This window comes from Actinoplanes sp. ATCC 53533 (assembly GCF_003947245.1).
In genome coordinates this window covers 19,409-33,845 of the sequence record NZ_QHHV01000072.1, presented here as the reverse complement: position 1 = coordinate 33,845, position 14,437 = coordinate 19,409, and the positions used below count along the sequence as shown (strand labels likewise).

Below are 14,437 nucleotides of genomic sequence, written 5' to 3'. Positions count from 1 at the left end.
GAACGCGAACCGCAAGCGGCCCGCGACAGGAAAGCCGCGTATCCGGCCGCGATGATCGAATTCAAATGATCAATGCCGCAATGCGGAGATCGGCCGAGCGCGTGACTGATCGTCAATTCTGACCTCTCTCGACAAAGAATTGATCAATGCATAATCGAGGTATGACCGTGACATATCGTCGGCTCCCGACAGAGTCCGGCGAATCTGGCGAGAACACAGCCGGCGACCGGCGCCCGGGTGCTGACAGCGCTGGCCCGGACGCGCAATCCAACCGGCCCAAATTCGGAGGGGGCGGCGCAACCGGAGGGAGCGGGGGCGGAGGCGGAGGAGGTCGAGGCGGCGGCGGAGGCGCATCTGGCGGGGGAGTAGGCAGCGGGAAAAGCCGAGGCGGCGGCGCGTCCGGAGGAAACGGCGGGGGCGGTGGCTCGACCAGCGGGGTCCGTGCGGGTGCTGCCGCGGCGGCGGTCGGGCTGGTACGCACCGCTGAGAAGCTCGACGGACCGGGCCGAGCCCCACGTGCGCCCGCCACCTTCGGCTGCCGATGATCGCGGCGAGGGGTCTCCCCACGGCCGGCCAGCGAGAAGCAATCGAAGAGTTACGCGCGGTCGAGCGCCTGACCGAGGCTGGCGTCAAGGTCGTCGAGGTGCCCGAACACACTCTCGACAACGGATACCTGGCGATCGGTGTGGTCGTCGACTGCCGGCGTCCGGACGATTGGCAGTCGTTGGTCCCGCTCGGCGTTTCCGAGCTGGTGAACATCCTCGTGCCACCCCGCTATCCCCTCCAGCAACCGTTCGTGTTCACCCCGCACCGGAGGTTCGCTCGCCTGCCACACGTGGTCTGGGGCGACAACATCTGCCTCCACCTGGCGGAGAACGACTGGGATCCGGGCCGCGGAATGCACGGGTTGGCCGAACGGCTCGTCGAATGGTTCCGCACGGTGGCAGACGGCACGCTTGCCGTGGCCGACCCCGTCCTGGAACCACCGATCACCGAGCGCTCCCGGGCGCGGGCGAGGCTGATCGTCCGTCCCGATCTCCCCAGGCATCTGGCCGCCGACCGCGGGCCTTGGATCGCGATGGCTGTCATCGAGGCCGTCGGTGGCAATACCTACGAGGTGCGCGGCTGGCTCAGCCACGGCGATCCCCTGCCGGCGGCCGGCGGTGCCGGCCGCCGGAGGTTCCTGGCAACAGTGCTGGGACTTCCCGACGAGGTCGGGTTCAGCTATCCCCGAAGCTGGGGCGGGCTCGTGTTCGCCATCGCCTATCAGCGGATCGGGCTGCAGGATTTCAACGCCGCCGTCCAGTGGGCAGCCGAGCGGACAGATCGCATGTGGACCGCCGACGAGCGTCCCGATGCCCGACCGCTGACACTGGTCCTGATGGTCAGCCCCGCACCGGGTCCCCGGGCGGCGCCGTCGCGTGCCGCCTACCTGGCGGCGTGGACCGTCGAGACGCCTGATCGCCGATTCCGGGCCGGAAAGCGGACCGACCCGGTGGTCTGGGTGCCGGTCTACGACCAGCGGCCTGCCCATACCGTACGGCGGGACACCACCCGGCCCGTATCCTGGCTGCGATCCCGGCGGGTGCTCCTGCTGGGCTGCGGCGGGCTCGGCGGGCCGATAGCCGAGTACTGCGTCCGTGCCGGCGCTGCGGTGCTCCACCTGGTGGACAAGAGCGTCGTACGCCCGGGCATCCTGGTGCGCCAGCCCTACCGCTCGGCCGACATCGGGCAGAACAAGGCTCAAGTGCTCGCGCTGAACCTGGCGCGGGTGGGCGCGGACACGTCGATCCAGCCGGTCGACGCGGACGCGGTCGAGGTCATCATGCGCCCGGACGAGCTGCCGGACGTCGATCTGATCGTGGACGCGACGGCCGCGCACACGGTCGGTGCCGCGCTCGAGCGGACCCGCTGGGAGCGCGACGGTCCGCGCCCTCCGCTGCTGTCGGTCGTCGTGGGCCACGACTGCTCGCTCGGGGTCGCCACCCTCGCACTGGCCGGCGCGAACGGTGCCGGCAACGACATCCTGCGGCGGCTCGCCATCTCGGCGAGCGACGACAGCATGCTCGCCGACGTGCTCGACGAGTTCCACCCGGACCTGCCGCGCACCGAGAGGTTCGTGCCGGAGCCGGGCTGCTCGGATCCGACATACCGGGGATCGGCCGCTGACCTGGCGTTCTTTGCCTCGTCGTTGCTCAACGAGGCGCTGACGATTCTCCCGGACGACGCCCATCCCGCGACGCCACAGCGGTGGGCGGCGGTGGTCCGCTCGCCGGCCGCCGCGACCGGGCGAGGCGCGGCGGATCGCCGGCACTGGCCCGAACCGCTGACGTCGACCGACACCAGGAACCACTACGAAGTCAGGATCGATCCGCACGCCTTCGCCGACGTACGTCGCGAGGTGATCCGGATGGCCGCAGAGCGAGGTGCCGACGTGGAGACGGGTGGTCTGCTGCTCGGCCAGATCGACCACGCCGCCAGGGTCGCCTGGGTGACGGAGGCCCAGGCGCTGCCCGCCGGCAGCACCGCCTCGGCCGAAGCACTGGTGCTCGACCCGGCGAAGGCCAGGGACGCGACCGACGATCGGCGCTTCCGTACCCGGCGGCTGGTCGAGTTCATCGGTGCCTGGCACACCCATCCCTGGGCCGCCGCCTGGCCGTCCGATGACGACGAGCGGGCGATGGCAGCGATGGCCGCGTCGAACGGCGCGCCGGTCCTGATGGTGATCTTCGGCAACGACGGGAGCGATCGATGGAACCGATGGCTCGGCGGTCGCGGGCGGCCCGATTGGTATGCCCGCCTCTCCTTCCCGGTGTGAAGCGGGACCTCGTAAGGCGTGAGGAGACAAGGTGACCGGCTTCGAACCGGTGGACCTGGGCGCCTGGGCCGAGCCGCCCGGCGGGTTCAGGCTCTCCTGGACCGAGGAGGTCCTGCGCGATGCGCTGACATACGCGCGACGGCTCGGCGAGCGGCCCTACGAGGTCTTCCTGCAGGGCTCGTACGCGAACAGGACCAACATCAACCAGTCGAGCGACGTGGATCTCGTCGTGCTCCTCAAGTTGCCCTTCGAGGAGAACGTGGCGGCGCTCGACCACCATGATCTGGACAACTTCAACGAGCGATACCAGCAGGATCCCTACGGCTGGAAGGAATTCCGCACCGACGTGCTCGCCTCGTTGCGCGAGTCGTTCTTCGTCAAGGCGGGTGACAAGTGCGCCGGTATCCACGACTGGGATTCGTTGGTGCGGGTGCCGGCCGATATTCTGCCCGCGATCGAATATCGCCTCTACTCCGGCTTCCCGGCTCCCGGCCACGAGATTTACCAAGACGGCGTCTTCTTCCGGAACAAGGCCAGGCAGGCCATCGTCAACTTCCCGAAGCAGCACCTGAACAACGGCAATGAGAAGGACCTTCGCACCGGCCGCCGGTTCAAGCAGGTCGTCCGGATCTGCAAGCATCTGCGGCGACGGGCGATCAAGCGGGAGGAGTTGGACAAGAGCGCAGTGCCGCCCTATTTCATCGAATGTCTTCTGTACAACGTCCCCGACCGCATCTTCCGGTGCGGCACGCTTCCGCAGGCGGTCGACGGAGCTTTCCAATGGCTGCACGAATGCTGCCATGACGATCCCAGGACGTTTTCCTCGCTGCTCTGTCAGAACGGTCTGATCCGGATCTACGGCGCCGGGCCGGACCAGTGGACTGTCCGCCAGGGGACGTTCGCGGTCGACGCCTTGAGAAAGGCGTGGACGGAACTACCGACATGACCAACTGGACGGCCGCGCAGACGGCGATAGTCGTCGTCGCCGTGATCGCGGTCCTCGGCAGCGCGATCACGGCGGCGGTCACGTACGTCCTCAGCCAGCGCGCGGCACAGCGGGAACGCCAGGCGAAGGGGTTCGCCGAGGCCTTGAACGCCGTCGAGGACTACGCCGAACTCCCGTACCGCGTTCGCCGCCGGCCCGGCACACCCGAGGCGCGTCATCAGCTGACCGAAGAGGTCAGCAGGATCCAGTCGCGGCTGGCCTATCACCAGGCACTGTTGCAGATCGAGGCGCCCTGCGTCGCCGACAAGTACCGGTTGCTGGTGGGGGCGGCGAAGAATCAGGCCGGTGGTCAGATGGAGGTGGCCTGGCGGCAGGCGACGTTCACCACGGACGCCGAGATGAATCTGACGAACCCCTATCCGCGCGGAGAGATCGACACGGCGCGGGACGCGTGCGTCGTCGCGATGCGGGTGGCCCTCCGGCGTGGGCGTCTGCGCCACTCTCCCGCCGTCTCCGCAGCGACCGGTGTCCTGCCCGCGAAGCCGGCTAGCGGCGGGGCGTCGGCGCCGTCGGCAGCGCCGTGACCAGTCAGCGGGCCCGGCCGTAATTTCACACTTGCTCTTTTCTTGACACCTGTTGCATTGTTGTCGGGTGACCAACGACTTGGCGACGCCGACTCCCGTTCAGGACCGCCGGGTGCGCCGGTCGCGGGCCGCTCTCATGGCCGCCGCGATCGCCGTCGTGGCCGAGCGGGGCACGACCGCCGTGCCGATCTCGGCCATCGCCGAGGCCGCCGACGTGAGCCGGCAGCTGGTCTATCAGCAGTTCGGCGACCGGGACGAGTTGCTGCTGGCGGCCGCGCTCGACCTCGCGCGCCGCGAGTTGCTGCCCTGCCTGGTGGACGTCTCCGACGCGTTGACCGACCGCGCCCGGCCGCTGGCGATGGCGCGGCATTTCGCCGGCCACCGGGGGTTCTACCGGGCCATGCTGACCGGCTCGTGCGCCTTCGCGCTGAACAAGACACTGACCGGGCTGCTCGTTCCGGCCAACCGGCAGGCCGTGCACCGGCTCTTCGGCGACCGGCTCGATCCGCGGACGGTCGAGGACCTGGCCGTCGGCCTGACCGGTGCCGGGGCCGCGTTGTTCAACACCTGGGTGGTGGAGGGCGAGGATCCGCTCGATCCCGCCGAGTTCGCCGACCGGCTCCTGCGGATGATGTCCGTCGCCGCCGCCCCCATCGCGCAGGCCAACGCGCGGAACAAGGAGAACCACCGGTGAATCTGATCAGCCACCTCCTGCAGCGCCAGCTGAAGCTGTCCCCGCCGGTGACCCGGGATCTGGTCGTGCAGCGGGATCTCCGGGTGCCGATGCCCGACGGGGTCGAGTTGCTGGCGGACCGGTGGGCGCCACGTGGCGGGGGCGAGGGGCTGCCGACCGCGCTGCTGCGGTGCCCGTACGGTCGGGGGTTGATCGCCTTGAGCATGGCCCGGCCGCTGGCCGAACGCGGCTACCAGGTGCTGATCCAGAGCACCCGGGGTGGCTTCGGCTCCGGCGGGAGCCTCGACCCCATGCGGCAGGAGCGCGAGGACGGCCTGGCGACCCTGGACTGGGTGGTGCGGCAGCCCTGGTTCGGCGACTCGATGGTCCTGGTCGGGCTGAGCTACCTCGGGTACGTGCAGTGGGCCGTCGCCGACCAGCTGCCGCCGCAGGTCAAGGCGATGATCCCGCAGGTCACCGAGTCGGCGCTGACGCTGGAGTTCCTGCGCGAGAACGGCACCTCGCTGGAGACCCCGTTCGGGTGGGGCGTGCTGGTCGCCGGCCAGGAACGCCGCTGGGCGCTGCTCCGGCAGCCGGTCCAGGCGAAGAAGACCGGCCGCGCGCTGTTCACGCTTCCGCTCAACCGGGCCGACGTCGCCGCCATCGGCCATCGCTCCGACTACATCCAGGACATCCTGGCCCACGATGCGGCCGACCCGCGCTGGGCCGGCATCGACCACCGGCACCGGGTGGCCGAGGTGAGCGTGCCGGTCAGCTCGATCGGTGGCTGGTACGACATCTTCCTGCCGGGCCAGCTCCGCGACTTCCAGATCCTCCAGCAGGCGGGGCGCCCGGCCCGGCTGACCATCGGGCCCTGGACGCACACCTCCGGTGACGGCACGGCGATCACCGAGGCCGTCGAGTTCGGGCTCGCCCACGCCCGCGGCGAGCAGCCACCGGAGCGTGCGCCGGTGCGGCTGTTCGTGACGGGCGAGGAGGCCTGGCGTGACTTCGCGGCGTGGCCACCGGCCGGCTACCCGGAGCGGCGGCTCCACCTCTGGCCCGGCGGCGCGCTGTCCGGCGAGCCGGCCGGGGCGTCGGCGCCCGACGAATACCGCTACGACCCGGCGGACCCGACGCCCGCGGTCGGCGGCGTGCGCATGGTCCGCGACAGCGGCCGCGTCGACAACACCGCGCTGGAGGCCCGCGCGGACGTGCTCACCTACACCACCGCGGTCCTCGACGAGGACGTCGAGGTCGTCGGCGAGGTCAGCGCCGAGATCTGGTTCCGGTCCAGCCTGCCGCACGCCGACGTCTTCGTCCGGCTCTGCGACGTCGACCCGGGCGGCCGTTCGACAAACGTCTGCGACGGCCTGACCGGCCTGACCGGCGCCGACGAGACCACCCGCGCCGACGTCCGGCTCTGGCCCACCGCGCACCGCTTCAAGCGCGGCCACCGGATCCGGGTCCAGGTCTCCAGCGGCGCCTTCCCGCGCTACGCCCGCAACCCCGGCACCGGCGAGCCGCGCGCCACGGCCACCACGATGCGCGCCGCCGACCAGACCGTCCACCATGGCCCGGCACACCCCTCGGCGATCATCCTGCCGGTCCGGCAGCCGGGCTAAGGCCCGATCCGGTACGGGCACACCGGCGCGTGACAACGCCGGTGCCCGGAGGTGTCACCGGAGGACGACGACGGCCGTCGATGGCGTTGATATACCGAACTCACCGTTCCGGAGAGGGAGGTCTCATGCGCCACGCGACATCGAAAGGGCTGGTCGTCCTCGCACTGCTGCTGCCGGGGGTGCTGGTGCACGCACCGGCCGGGCGGGCCGCCGTCCCGCGTACGGAAGTCCCCGTCGCCGGCGGCAGCCCGGTCACCGACGTGCTGGAGACCGAGGTCGCCGTGCGGATACCCCTGCCGGCGTCGGCCGGGCCGCACCCGCCCGGCTGCGACTGGCTGCGCTACCTGCGGTACCGCCATCGCGGCGGGCCGGCGCAGTCGGCCCGGGCCGACCGGATTCTCGTGGCGCAGCCGGGCATCCTGGAGGGCGCCGGCGCGTTCGACAGCGTCGCCCGCGGCACGATCGTGGCGGCCGCCCGGCTGGGCAGCCACATCGAGTTCTGGGCGCTGGACCGGCGGTCCAACTGCCTCGAGGACCACGCCGGCATCCGGGCCGGGCTGGCGGCCGGCGACTCGCGGGTCGCCGTCGACTACTACTACGGCGGCGAGGCCGTCGACGGCCGGCGGTTCGCCGGCTTCCTCGACAACGCGCGGCTGCCCTGGCTGGCCCGCGTCGGCCTGGAGCAGACCGTCCGCGACCAGTACGACCTGCTCGTCGCCGAACTGCCGGACCAGGCGGCGCGCGAGCGCAAGGTGCAGTGCGGCGGGCACTCGCTGGGCGGCGTCATCACCGGCTACTTCGCGGTGTGGGACTTCGACGGCGACCCCGGCACGACGGCCGACGCCGGATACCGCCAGTGCGCCGGCTACTTCGCGCTCGACACCACCATCTCGACCTCGCTGGCCGACCTGAGCGGGTCGATGCCGGAGGGGACGCTGCCGGACGTGGGCCTGGGCTACGCGGCCGTCCAGGCGGGACTGATCAGCGGCGTGCTGCCCCGCACCGTCTCCGCGCCCACGCTGATCAACGCGGAGACCATGAACCTGCTCGCGATCACCGGGCTGGCCGCCCGCACCGATCCGGACGGCGAGACGCTGCTGCCGGCGCTTCCGTCGAACCCCAACATCGACACCACCCAGCGCATCCTGTTCTCGAAGGACTTCGGCACGTTCCTGACCGGATCGCCGTCGGTGCGTGACTTCCACCTGACCAACGCGGCGGTGCTGGGCAGCCTGATGGACGACAACTCCCAGCCGCTGTCGTTCATGACGGCCAGCACCGGCTTCTTCGACGGTGGGCGGATCGCCGACAAGAACTTCCCGGTGCCGAACGACGTCGTGCGGGACCCGGCGCTGGGCCCGCTCGCCGGGCTGCTCGGCACCCGGCCGATGGCGATCCCGGACGAGCCCCGCGGGCCGCTGTACACCTGGCGAAACTACGACCGGATCGGCGCGCCGGACGACCCGGGATACCGGACCTCGGCCGGCCGGCTGTTCAGCACCCCCGCCGAGGAGGTGACCGACCTGCAGCAACTCGCCCGCAGCCTGGCCGAGCACCCGCTCGACTTCACCGAGCAGTACTTCCCGACCAAGCTGGTCACCGACATCCAGCAGAGCACGGCCCCGCAGATCAAGGGGTTCGTGGCCCATCCCGCGGGGCTCACCGCGCGTCCGATCATCACCCTGCTTGCCGGCAACGGGCTGCTCGCGGGCCGCACCCTCCCGCCGGAGTTCAACGTGGTGGTCGCACCGGGCTACGAGCACCTGGACGTGCTGACGGCGGCGCCGGTGCAGAACTCCGGCCGGCCGGAGATCGTCTCCGGCAACCTCGCCCGTTTCGCCGCCGCGCGGTAGCGGGCGGGCGGTCGCTGACCGAGGATGGTGGAATGGTGCGGAACCCGACGGCGTTGGCCGGCCGCCGCGTGCTCCTGACCGGGGCGGCGCGGGGCATCGGCGCGGCGGCCGCGCGACGGTTGCACGAACGCGGCGCGCGGGTCGCGCTGGCCGGGCTGGAAGCGGAGCGGCTCGGTGAGGTCGCCGCGGCATGCGGCGGGGCGCCCTGGTACGAATGCGACGTCGCCGACCGCGGTCAAGTGGACGCGGCGGTGGCGGCGTGCGCCGGTGAGCTGGGCGGGCTCGACGTGGTGATCGCCAACGCCGGGGTGGCCGCGCAGTTGCCGCTGGCCGGGGGAGACCCGGCGATCTTCGAGCGCACCGTGCGGGTCAACCTGTTCGGCGCGTACTACACGCTGCGGGCGGCGGCGCCGCACATCGCCCATCCCGGCGGGTACGCCCTCGCGGTGGCCTCGCTGGCCGCGGCGCTGCACGCGCCGCTGCTCGGTGCCTACAGCGCCTCGAAGGCGGCCGTCGAGGCGCTCGCCGACACGCTCCGCATCGAGCTGCACGCCACCGGCGCCCGGGTCGGCGTCGCCTACTTCGCGAAGATCGCCACCGACATGACCGAGCGGGGATTCGGCACCGAGGCCGCGGGCCGGCTCCCGGAGCTACCCTTCGCCCGGGTGGCGCCGGTCGAGGCGGCGGTCGACGCGATCGAGCGCGGTGTCGCCCGCCGGGCCCGCCGGGTGGTCGCGCCCGGCTGGGTCGCGGCGGTGCTGCCGGTACGGACGGTCGCGCAGCGGCTCGTCGACCTCGGCTCCCGGCGCGGCCTGCCGGAGACGCTGGCGATCGCCCGGTCCGAGGCCGCCCCACTGACCACCCGGCAGCCGGAGTGATCCCGTTCCCGGCGCCGGCCCGCCGCCCGGCGCGCCCGCGCGTCCCGCCGGGCACGCGGGCGGAGCTCGGCGCCCTCAACGCCGCGCTGTGCCGCGCCGCCGCGTGGCGCTTCGGCACCCCGGTGCTCAACGTCTTCACCACCCTGGGCCGGCATCGCCGGTTGTTCCGCGCCTGGCTGCGCTTCGCCGCGCGGCTGATGCCCTACGGCACGCTGGACCGGGCCGACGCGGAACTGGTGATCCTGCGGGTCGCGGTCGGCTGCGGCAGCGACTACGAGTGGTATCAGCACGTCCGGCTGGCACGGCGCGCCGGCCTCACGGACGAGCAGATCGAACGGGTCGGCGCCGGACCGGACGCGCCCGGCTGGAGCACGCACCAGTGGGCGCTGCTCCGCGCGGCGGACCAGCTCAGCACGGACCGGACGCTCGACGAAGCGGTCTGGGCACGGCTGCGCGAGACCTACGACGAGCGAGAGCTCATCGAACTGTGCCTGCTCGTCGGCCACTACGCGATGCTGGCCGGCACCCTCAACGCGCTCGGCGTACGCCCGGAACAGCCGGGCGGGTGACCCGGTCGGCCCGCCGTGGCGCGACGGCTGGTTCGGCCCGCCGTGGCGCGACGGCTGGTTCGGTCCGGCGTGGTGCGACGGCTGGTTCGGTCCGGCGTGGTGCTTCGGCCGGTTCGGTATGCCGTGGTGCGACGGCCTGCTCGGCCCGATGCGTGCGTTGGGCCGGGTCGGTTTGCCGCGTGCGTTGGGCCGGCTCGGCCTGCCGCACGGGCTGGGGCGGCTCGGCCGGCTTCGTGGGCTGGGCCTTTCGCACCCGGCCGGCCCGCTCCGCCCGTAGGGCGATCTCCAGCTCGAAGCGCGCGTCGCTGTCGTGGATCTGGTCGCCGAACAGCCGGTCCAGCTGCCGCAGCCGGCGCCGGACGGTCTGCGGGTGCAGGTGCAGGTCGGCGGCGACCGCGTTGGCGTTCATGTTGTGCTGCAACCAGGAGAGCAGCGTGTCGGCCAGCGGTTCGCGCTGGTTCTCGCGGAATCCCGTCAGCGGGCCCAGCCGGCGCTCGACGACCACGGCGAGCAGCGCCTCGTCCTGGAAGATGGTCAGGGTCGCTAGGTGGTCGTCGCACCAGATCACCCCGTCGCCGGCGATGAGGCCGCGACCGGCCAGGTCGAGGGCCCGCCGGGCCCAGCGCAGCGAGTCGCCCGCCGCGCCCGGCGGGACCGCCGGGCCGACCGCGACCTGGAACCGGCGCAGGCAGTTGACCATCAGGCGGATCTGCGCGGGACTCTTCGGGTCGGGCACGATCAGCGCCGGTTGCACCCGGTTCAGGTCGGCGAGCACGTCCGGCGGCAGCATCGGCGGGGTGGCGTGCACCTCGCCCGGTGCGAGCGCGATCGCCGCGAGCCGCCGCGGCACCTGCCAGCGGGCGGCGGCCGCGGCCGCGCCGATGGCCTCCTCGGCGGCGGGCGGATCGGCCACCAGCAGGTCGAGCAGCCGGCGGCGGCGCCGGTCCAGCTCGCCGACCTCGGCGGCGCGGGCCTCGGCGTAGCCGTCGGTGGCCGCGTCCGCGAGGTCGTCCACGTGCGCCCAGATCGCGTCGGCGAGCGAGCCGACGGTGGTCGCGGTCAGCGACTCGGACTCGGCGAACTCGACGAAGTGCCGCAGGCCGATCCGGGCGCCGATCCGGATGGCCGCCTGCAGGGCGTCCAGGCTGCGGCCCTCGCGCATCTCGCCGACGCCGATCGCCCGGTACACGTCTCGCCAGGTCGTGTCGTCGCGCTTCTCCAGGATGCCCAGGAAGCCGTACAGCGCCTGCTCGACGCCGGCGCGCAGGGTACGGCGGTAGGTCTCGTCGGCGGGGCGCGCGTACTCCGGGATGCTCGCCCCGATGGCGTCCATCGTGTCTTCGGCGACCTTGTCGATGTCCGCGCGCAGGTTCGCGGCGGCCCGCTGAAGGATGCGGCCGACCGGCACGGCCGTGCTGAGCGGTGCGGTGCCCATGGTGCTCCTTCGCTGCGTTGTCGCTGGCAGGAGTCGGGTCGGCGGATTATATCCACGAACGTCACTGAATTTGCACCGATCGGGAACGACCCGTGTGCGGAGTGTCACCGCGCTGACAACATCGCGGCCAAACAGGCGCAGTTGAGCTCGATGCCCGGCTCCGCGCGGCGCCGTTACGGTCCATCTCCAGCGCGCCGGTATCGGCCGGCGGCGGCGCCACCCCCTGGGGAGGGACCATGACGTTGGCCGTGGCACGGAGCGGCGAGCCACTGCTCGACCGGCTCGCCACCTGGGCCCGTACCCGGCCCGACGCCCCGGCGTACACGTTCGTCGACTTTCTGGCCGACCCGGACGGCGAGGTCCGTCGCTGCACCTGGGGCGAGCTGCACCGGCAGGCGATCGCGCTGGCCGGGCGGCTGCGCGAGGTCGCCGGGCCGGGCGAGCGGGTCGCGATCCTCGCGCCGTCCGGCATCGAGTACGTGGTCGCGCTGGTCGCGGCCTGGTATGCCGGCACGGTCGCGGTGCCGCTGTTCGCCCCGAACCTGCCGGGGCACGCCGACCGGCTGGTCCTGACCTACACCGACTGCGCGCCGGCGTGCGTGGTGACCGTGCCCGCGAGCAGCGCCGACGTCCACGCGTTCGTCGCCGCCCGGCGGCACCGGGCGGCGGTCATCGTGGCCGGCGCCGATCCGCCCCCGCCGGCCGGCTGGCGGCCGGCACCGGCCGGCCGGGACGACGTGGCCTACCTGCAGTACTCGTCCGGATCGACCCGGACGCCGGCCGGCGTGGAGATCACCCACGGGAACCTGACCGCGAACGCGACGCAGATCGGCGACCGGCTGATCGGCGCCCGCGAGCGGATCACCGGAGTGAACTGGCTGCCGCTGTTCCACGACATGGGCCTGCTGGCCACGGTCGCGGTGCCGTTGCGGGCCGGCACCGAGGCGGTGTTCTTCGACCCGGCCGCGTTCCTGATGCGACCGGAGCGGTGGCTGCGGCTGCTGTCCGGGCGATCCGGCGCGTACACGGCGGCGCCCAACTTCGCGTACGACTACTGTCTGCGCCGGCTCGGCCCCGACGACCTGGCCGGGCTGGACCTGAGCGGAGTGTTCCTGTGGCTCAACGGGGCCGAACCGGTCCGCCCGGCGACGCTCGAACGCTTCACGGACCGGCTGCGCGCGGCCGGCACCGGCCTGGACCCCCGACGCGCTCTGCCCCGCGTACGGGCTGGCCGAGGCGACCGTGTTCGTCGCCGCCGACGGCGGCGACCGGCCGCACCTCGTCGCGTCGTTCGACCGGGCCCAGCTGGCCGCCGGGCGGGCCGTACCCGTGAGCGCCGACGCCGACCGGTCCACGCTGGCCTCCTGCGGCCGCCCGGCCGGCCAGCGCGTCGCGATCGTGGATCCCGAGCACGCGACCGCCCTCCCGGACGGGCGGGTGGGAGAGATCTGGGTGCACGGCCCGAACGTGGCACACCGCTACTGGGGCCGGCCCGAGCGCAGCGCCGAGGTCTTCGGCGCCGCGCTCGCCGACCCGGTGCCCGACGGGCTGCCCGCGGCGCCGTGGCTGCGCACCGGCGACCTGGGCGTGCTCCACGACGGCGAGCTCTACATCACCGGCCGGCGCAAGGACCTGCTGATCGTCGCCGGCCGCAACCACTACCCGCAGGACGTCGAGGAGACGGTGGCCGAGGCCTGCCCGGCGCTGGGCCGGGTGGCCGTCTTCACCGTGCCGGCCGACGACGGCGAGCGCCCGGTCGTGGTGGCCGAGCGGTCCCGGTGGGCCGGCGCCGGGGACTGGCGGCCGGCCGAGCTCACCCGCGCCGTCCGGCTGGCGGTCTGGCAGCACCACGACCTGGCGCTGCACGACGTCGTGCTCGCCGAGCCGGGCAGCCTCGCCCGGACCACCAGCGGAAAGGTCTCCCGCACCGGGTGCCGAACCCGATATCTGGACGGGCACTACTCCCGGCCCGCCGGCACCGCGCTAGCGCCTGCTGGCGCCGCGACAGAGCTTGCCGGTGCTGCGACTGGGCTTCCTGGCGCCGCGACAGAGCCTGCCGGGCCCGCTGACGCCACGGTGCGCGGCGCGGCGCGGCGCGGGGGTGCCACCGATGCCTGACGATCTGCCCGAGGACTTGCCGCTCGCCGCCGCCCTGGCGGCGTGGGTGGCGCACCGCTGCGGCCTGGACACCGGCGAGATCGATCGCGACTGCCCGCTGGTGGAGTTCGGCATCTCGTCGGTGGACGCCGTGGAACTGGCCGGGCGGCTGGAGCTGCGGCTGGGCCGGCCCCTGCCGCCCACCCTGCTCTGGGAACACCCGACGATCAACGCGATCGTGCGGGCGATGACCGCCGCGCCGGGCGGGGAGAAGCCGTACGCCGGGGCGGCCGCACGGGATCACCAACCGGTCGCCGTGATCGGGCTGGGCTGCCGGTTCCCCGGCGGCGCCGACGACCCGGAACGACTGTGGCGGCTGCTGATGGACGGCCGGGACGCGGTGCGTACGGTCCCGCCGGACCGGTGGCACCGGCGGCCCGCCGGCGACCCACTGCCGGGCTCCGCCGGCCACCTGCTGCGGGGCCCCGGGCGGTGGGGCGGCTTCCTCGACGACGTGGCCCGCTTCGACGCCGGGTTCTTCGGCATCGCCGCGGGCGAGGCCCGGTTGATGGACCCGCAGCAGCGGCTGCTGCTCGAGGTGGCGTGGGACGCGCTGGCGCACGCCGCACTCGACCCGGCCGCGCTGCGCGGCAGCCGCACCGGCGTGTACGTGGGAATCTGCGCCAGCGAGTACGCCCATCTGACGACGGCGGTGCTGGAACGGGTGGAAGGCTGGACCGCGACCGGCGGCGCGCTGAGCATCGCGGCGAACCGGCTGTCGTACCTGCTGGACGCGCGCGGCCCGAGTCTGGCGGTCGACACCGCCTGCTCCTCGTCGCTGGTGGCCATCCATCTCGCGGCACGGGACCTGCGCAGCGGCGAGACGGACCTGGCCCTGGCCGCGGGCGTCAGCCTGATGCTCGACCCAGCCCTCACGGTGGCGTTCGGGCGGGCCGGCG

The 14,437-nt window shown here is 73.0% G+C and carries 9 protein-coding genes and 3 pseudogenes; 11 read left to right on the top strand and 1 reads right to left on the bottom strand.

Annotated elements, in window-relative coordinates; translation table 11 throughout:
* The first annotated feature begins 643 nt into the window (after positions 1 to 643).
* The 8 genes from DMB66_RS24155 (at position 644) to DMB66_RS24120 (ending at position 9,946) form a co-directional block, all read left to right on the top strand.
* Positions 644 to 2,818, top strand: coding sequence for a ThiF family adenylyltransferase (locus tag DMB66_RS24155; RefSeq protein WP_233624805.1), 2,175 nt, complete (start codon positions 644 to 646; stop codon positions 2,816 to 2,818).
* A 49-nt stretch (positions 2,819 to 2,867) separates the two neighbouring features.
* Positions 2,868 to 3,764 carry a nucleotidyltransferase gene (locus tag DMB66_RS24150; protein WP_158647342.1) on the top strand — a complete coding sequence of 299 codons (897 nt, stop codon included), beginning with the start codon at positions 2,868 to 2,870 and terminating at the stop codon, positions 3,762 to 3,764.
* The gene (locus DMB66_RS24145; protein WP_199752602.1) at positions 3,761 to 4,348 is read left to right on the top strand and encodes a hypothetical protein; all 588 of its coding nucleotides are present in this window, start codon (positions 3,761 to 3,763) and stop codon (positions 4,346 to 4,348) included. The genes DMB66_RS24150 and DMB66_RS24145 overlap by 4 nt, the downstream gene beginning before the upstream one ends.
* 67 nt (positions 4,349 to 4,415) lie before the next feature.
* Positions 4,416 to 5,042 (top strand): TetR family transcriptional regulator, encoded by a 627-nt coding sequence (locus DMB66_RS24140; RefSeq protein WP_199752601.1) that lies wholly within the window; start codon positions 4,416 to 4,418, stop codon positions 5,040 to 5,042.
* Positions 5,039 to 6,646 carry a CocE/NonD family hydrolase gene (locus DMB66_RS24135; protein ID WP_199752600.1) on the top strand — a complete coding sequence of 536 codons (1,608 nt, stop codon included), beginning with the start codon at positions 5,039 to 5,041 and terminating at the stop codon, positions 6,644 to 6,646. Before DMB66_RS24140 ends, DMB66_RS24135 begins: the two co-directional genes overlap by 4 nt.
* Positions 6,647 to 6,771: 125 nt before the next feature.
* Positions 6,772 to 8,499: a hypothetical protein gene (locus tag DMB66_RS24130; protein WP_125806397.1), complete on the top strand. Its 1,728-nt coding sequence runs from the start codon at positions 6,772 to 6,774 to the stop codon at positions 8,497 to 8,499.
* A gap of 32 nt (positions 8,500 to 8,531) precedes the next feature.
* Positions 8,532 to 9,377, top strand: coding sequence for an SDR family NAD(P)-dependent oxidoreductase (locus tag DMB66_RS24125; protein ID WP_125806396.1), 846 nt, complete (start codon positions 8,532 to 8,534; stop codon positions 9,375 to 9,377).
* Positions 9,374 to 9,946 carry a carboxymuconolactone decarboxylase family protein gene (locus DMB66_RS24120; protein WP_199752599.1) on the top strand — a complete coding sequence of 191 codons (573 nt, stop codon included), beginning with the start codon at positions 9,374 to 9,376 and terminating at the stop codon, positions 9,944 to 9,946. The genes DMB66_RS24125 and DMB66_RS24120 overlap by 4 nt, the downstream gene beginning before the upstream one ends.
* Here DMB66_RS24120 and DMB66_RS24115 read toward each other — a convergent pair.
* The gene (locus tag DMB66_RS24115; protein WP_199752598.1) at positions 9,906 to 11,381 is read right to left on the bottom strand and encodes a helix-turn-helix domain-containing protein; all 1,476 of its coding nucleotides are present in this window, start codon (positions 11,379 to 11,381) and stop codon (positions 9,906 to 9,908) included. The two genes, DMB66_RS24120 and DMB66_RS24115, sit on opposite strands and share 41 nt — an antisense overlap.
* Before the next feature lie 236 nt (positions 11,382 to 11,617).
* Here DMB66_RS24115 and DMB66_RS66015 point away from each other — a divergent pair.
* From DMB66_RS66015 to DMB66_RS66010, 3 pseudogenes are all read left to right on the top strand, one after another.
* Positions 11,618 to 12,499 (top strand): annotated as a pseudogene (locus tag DMB66_RS66015) (AMP-binding protein); the annotation flags it as partial.
* Positions 12,500 to 12,596: 97 nt separating this feature from the next.
* Positions 12,597 to 13,499: pseudogene (locus tag DMB66_RS62710) on the top strand (AMP-binding protein); the annotation flags it as partial.
* Positions 13,492 to 14,424 (top strand): annotated as a pseudogene (locus tag DMB66_RS66010) (beta-ketoacyl synthase N-terminal-like domain-containing protein); the annotation flags it as partial. The pseudogenes DMB66_RS62710 and DMB66_RS66010, both read left to right, overlap by 8 nt.
* Positions 14,425 to 14,437 lie beyond the last annotated feature (13 nt).

What these genes read in the sequence shown, in the direction of transcription:
- DMB66_RS24145 (WP_199752602.1), top strand. Translation starts at nt 3,761, where the DNA reads ATGACCAACTGGACGGCCGCGCAGACGGCGATAGTCGTCGTCGCCGTG.
- DMB66_RS24130 (WP_125806397.1), top strand. Translation starts at nt 6,772, where the DNA reads ATGCGCCACGCGACATCGAAAGGGCTGGTCGTCCTCGCACTGCTGCTG.
- DMB66_RS24125 (WP_125806396.1), top strand. Translation starts at nt 8,532, where the DNA reads ATGGTGCGGAACCCGACGGCGTTGGCCGGCCGCCGCGTGCTCCTGACC.
- DMB66_RS24115 (WP_199752598.1), bottom strand. Translation starts at nt 11,381, where the DNA reads ATGGGCACCGCACCGCTCAGCACGGCCGTGCCGGTCGGCCGCATCCTT.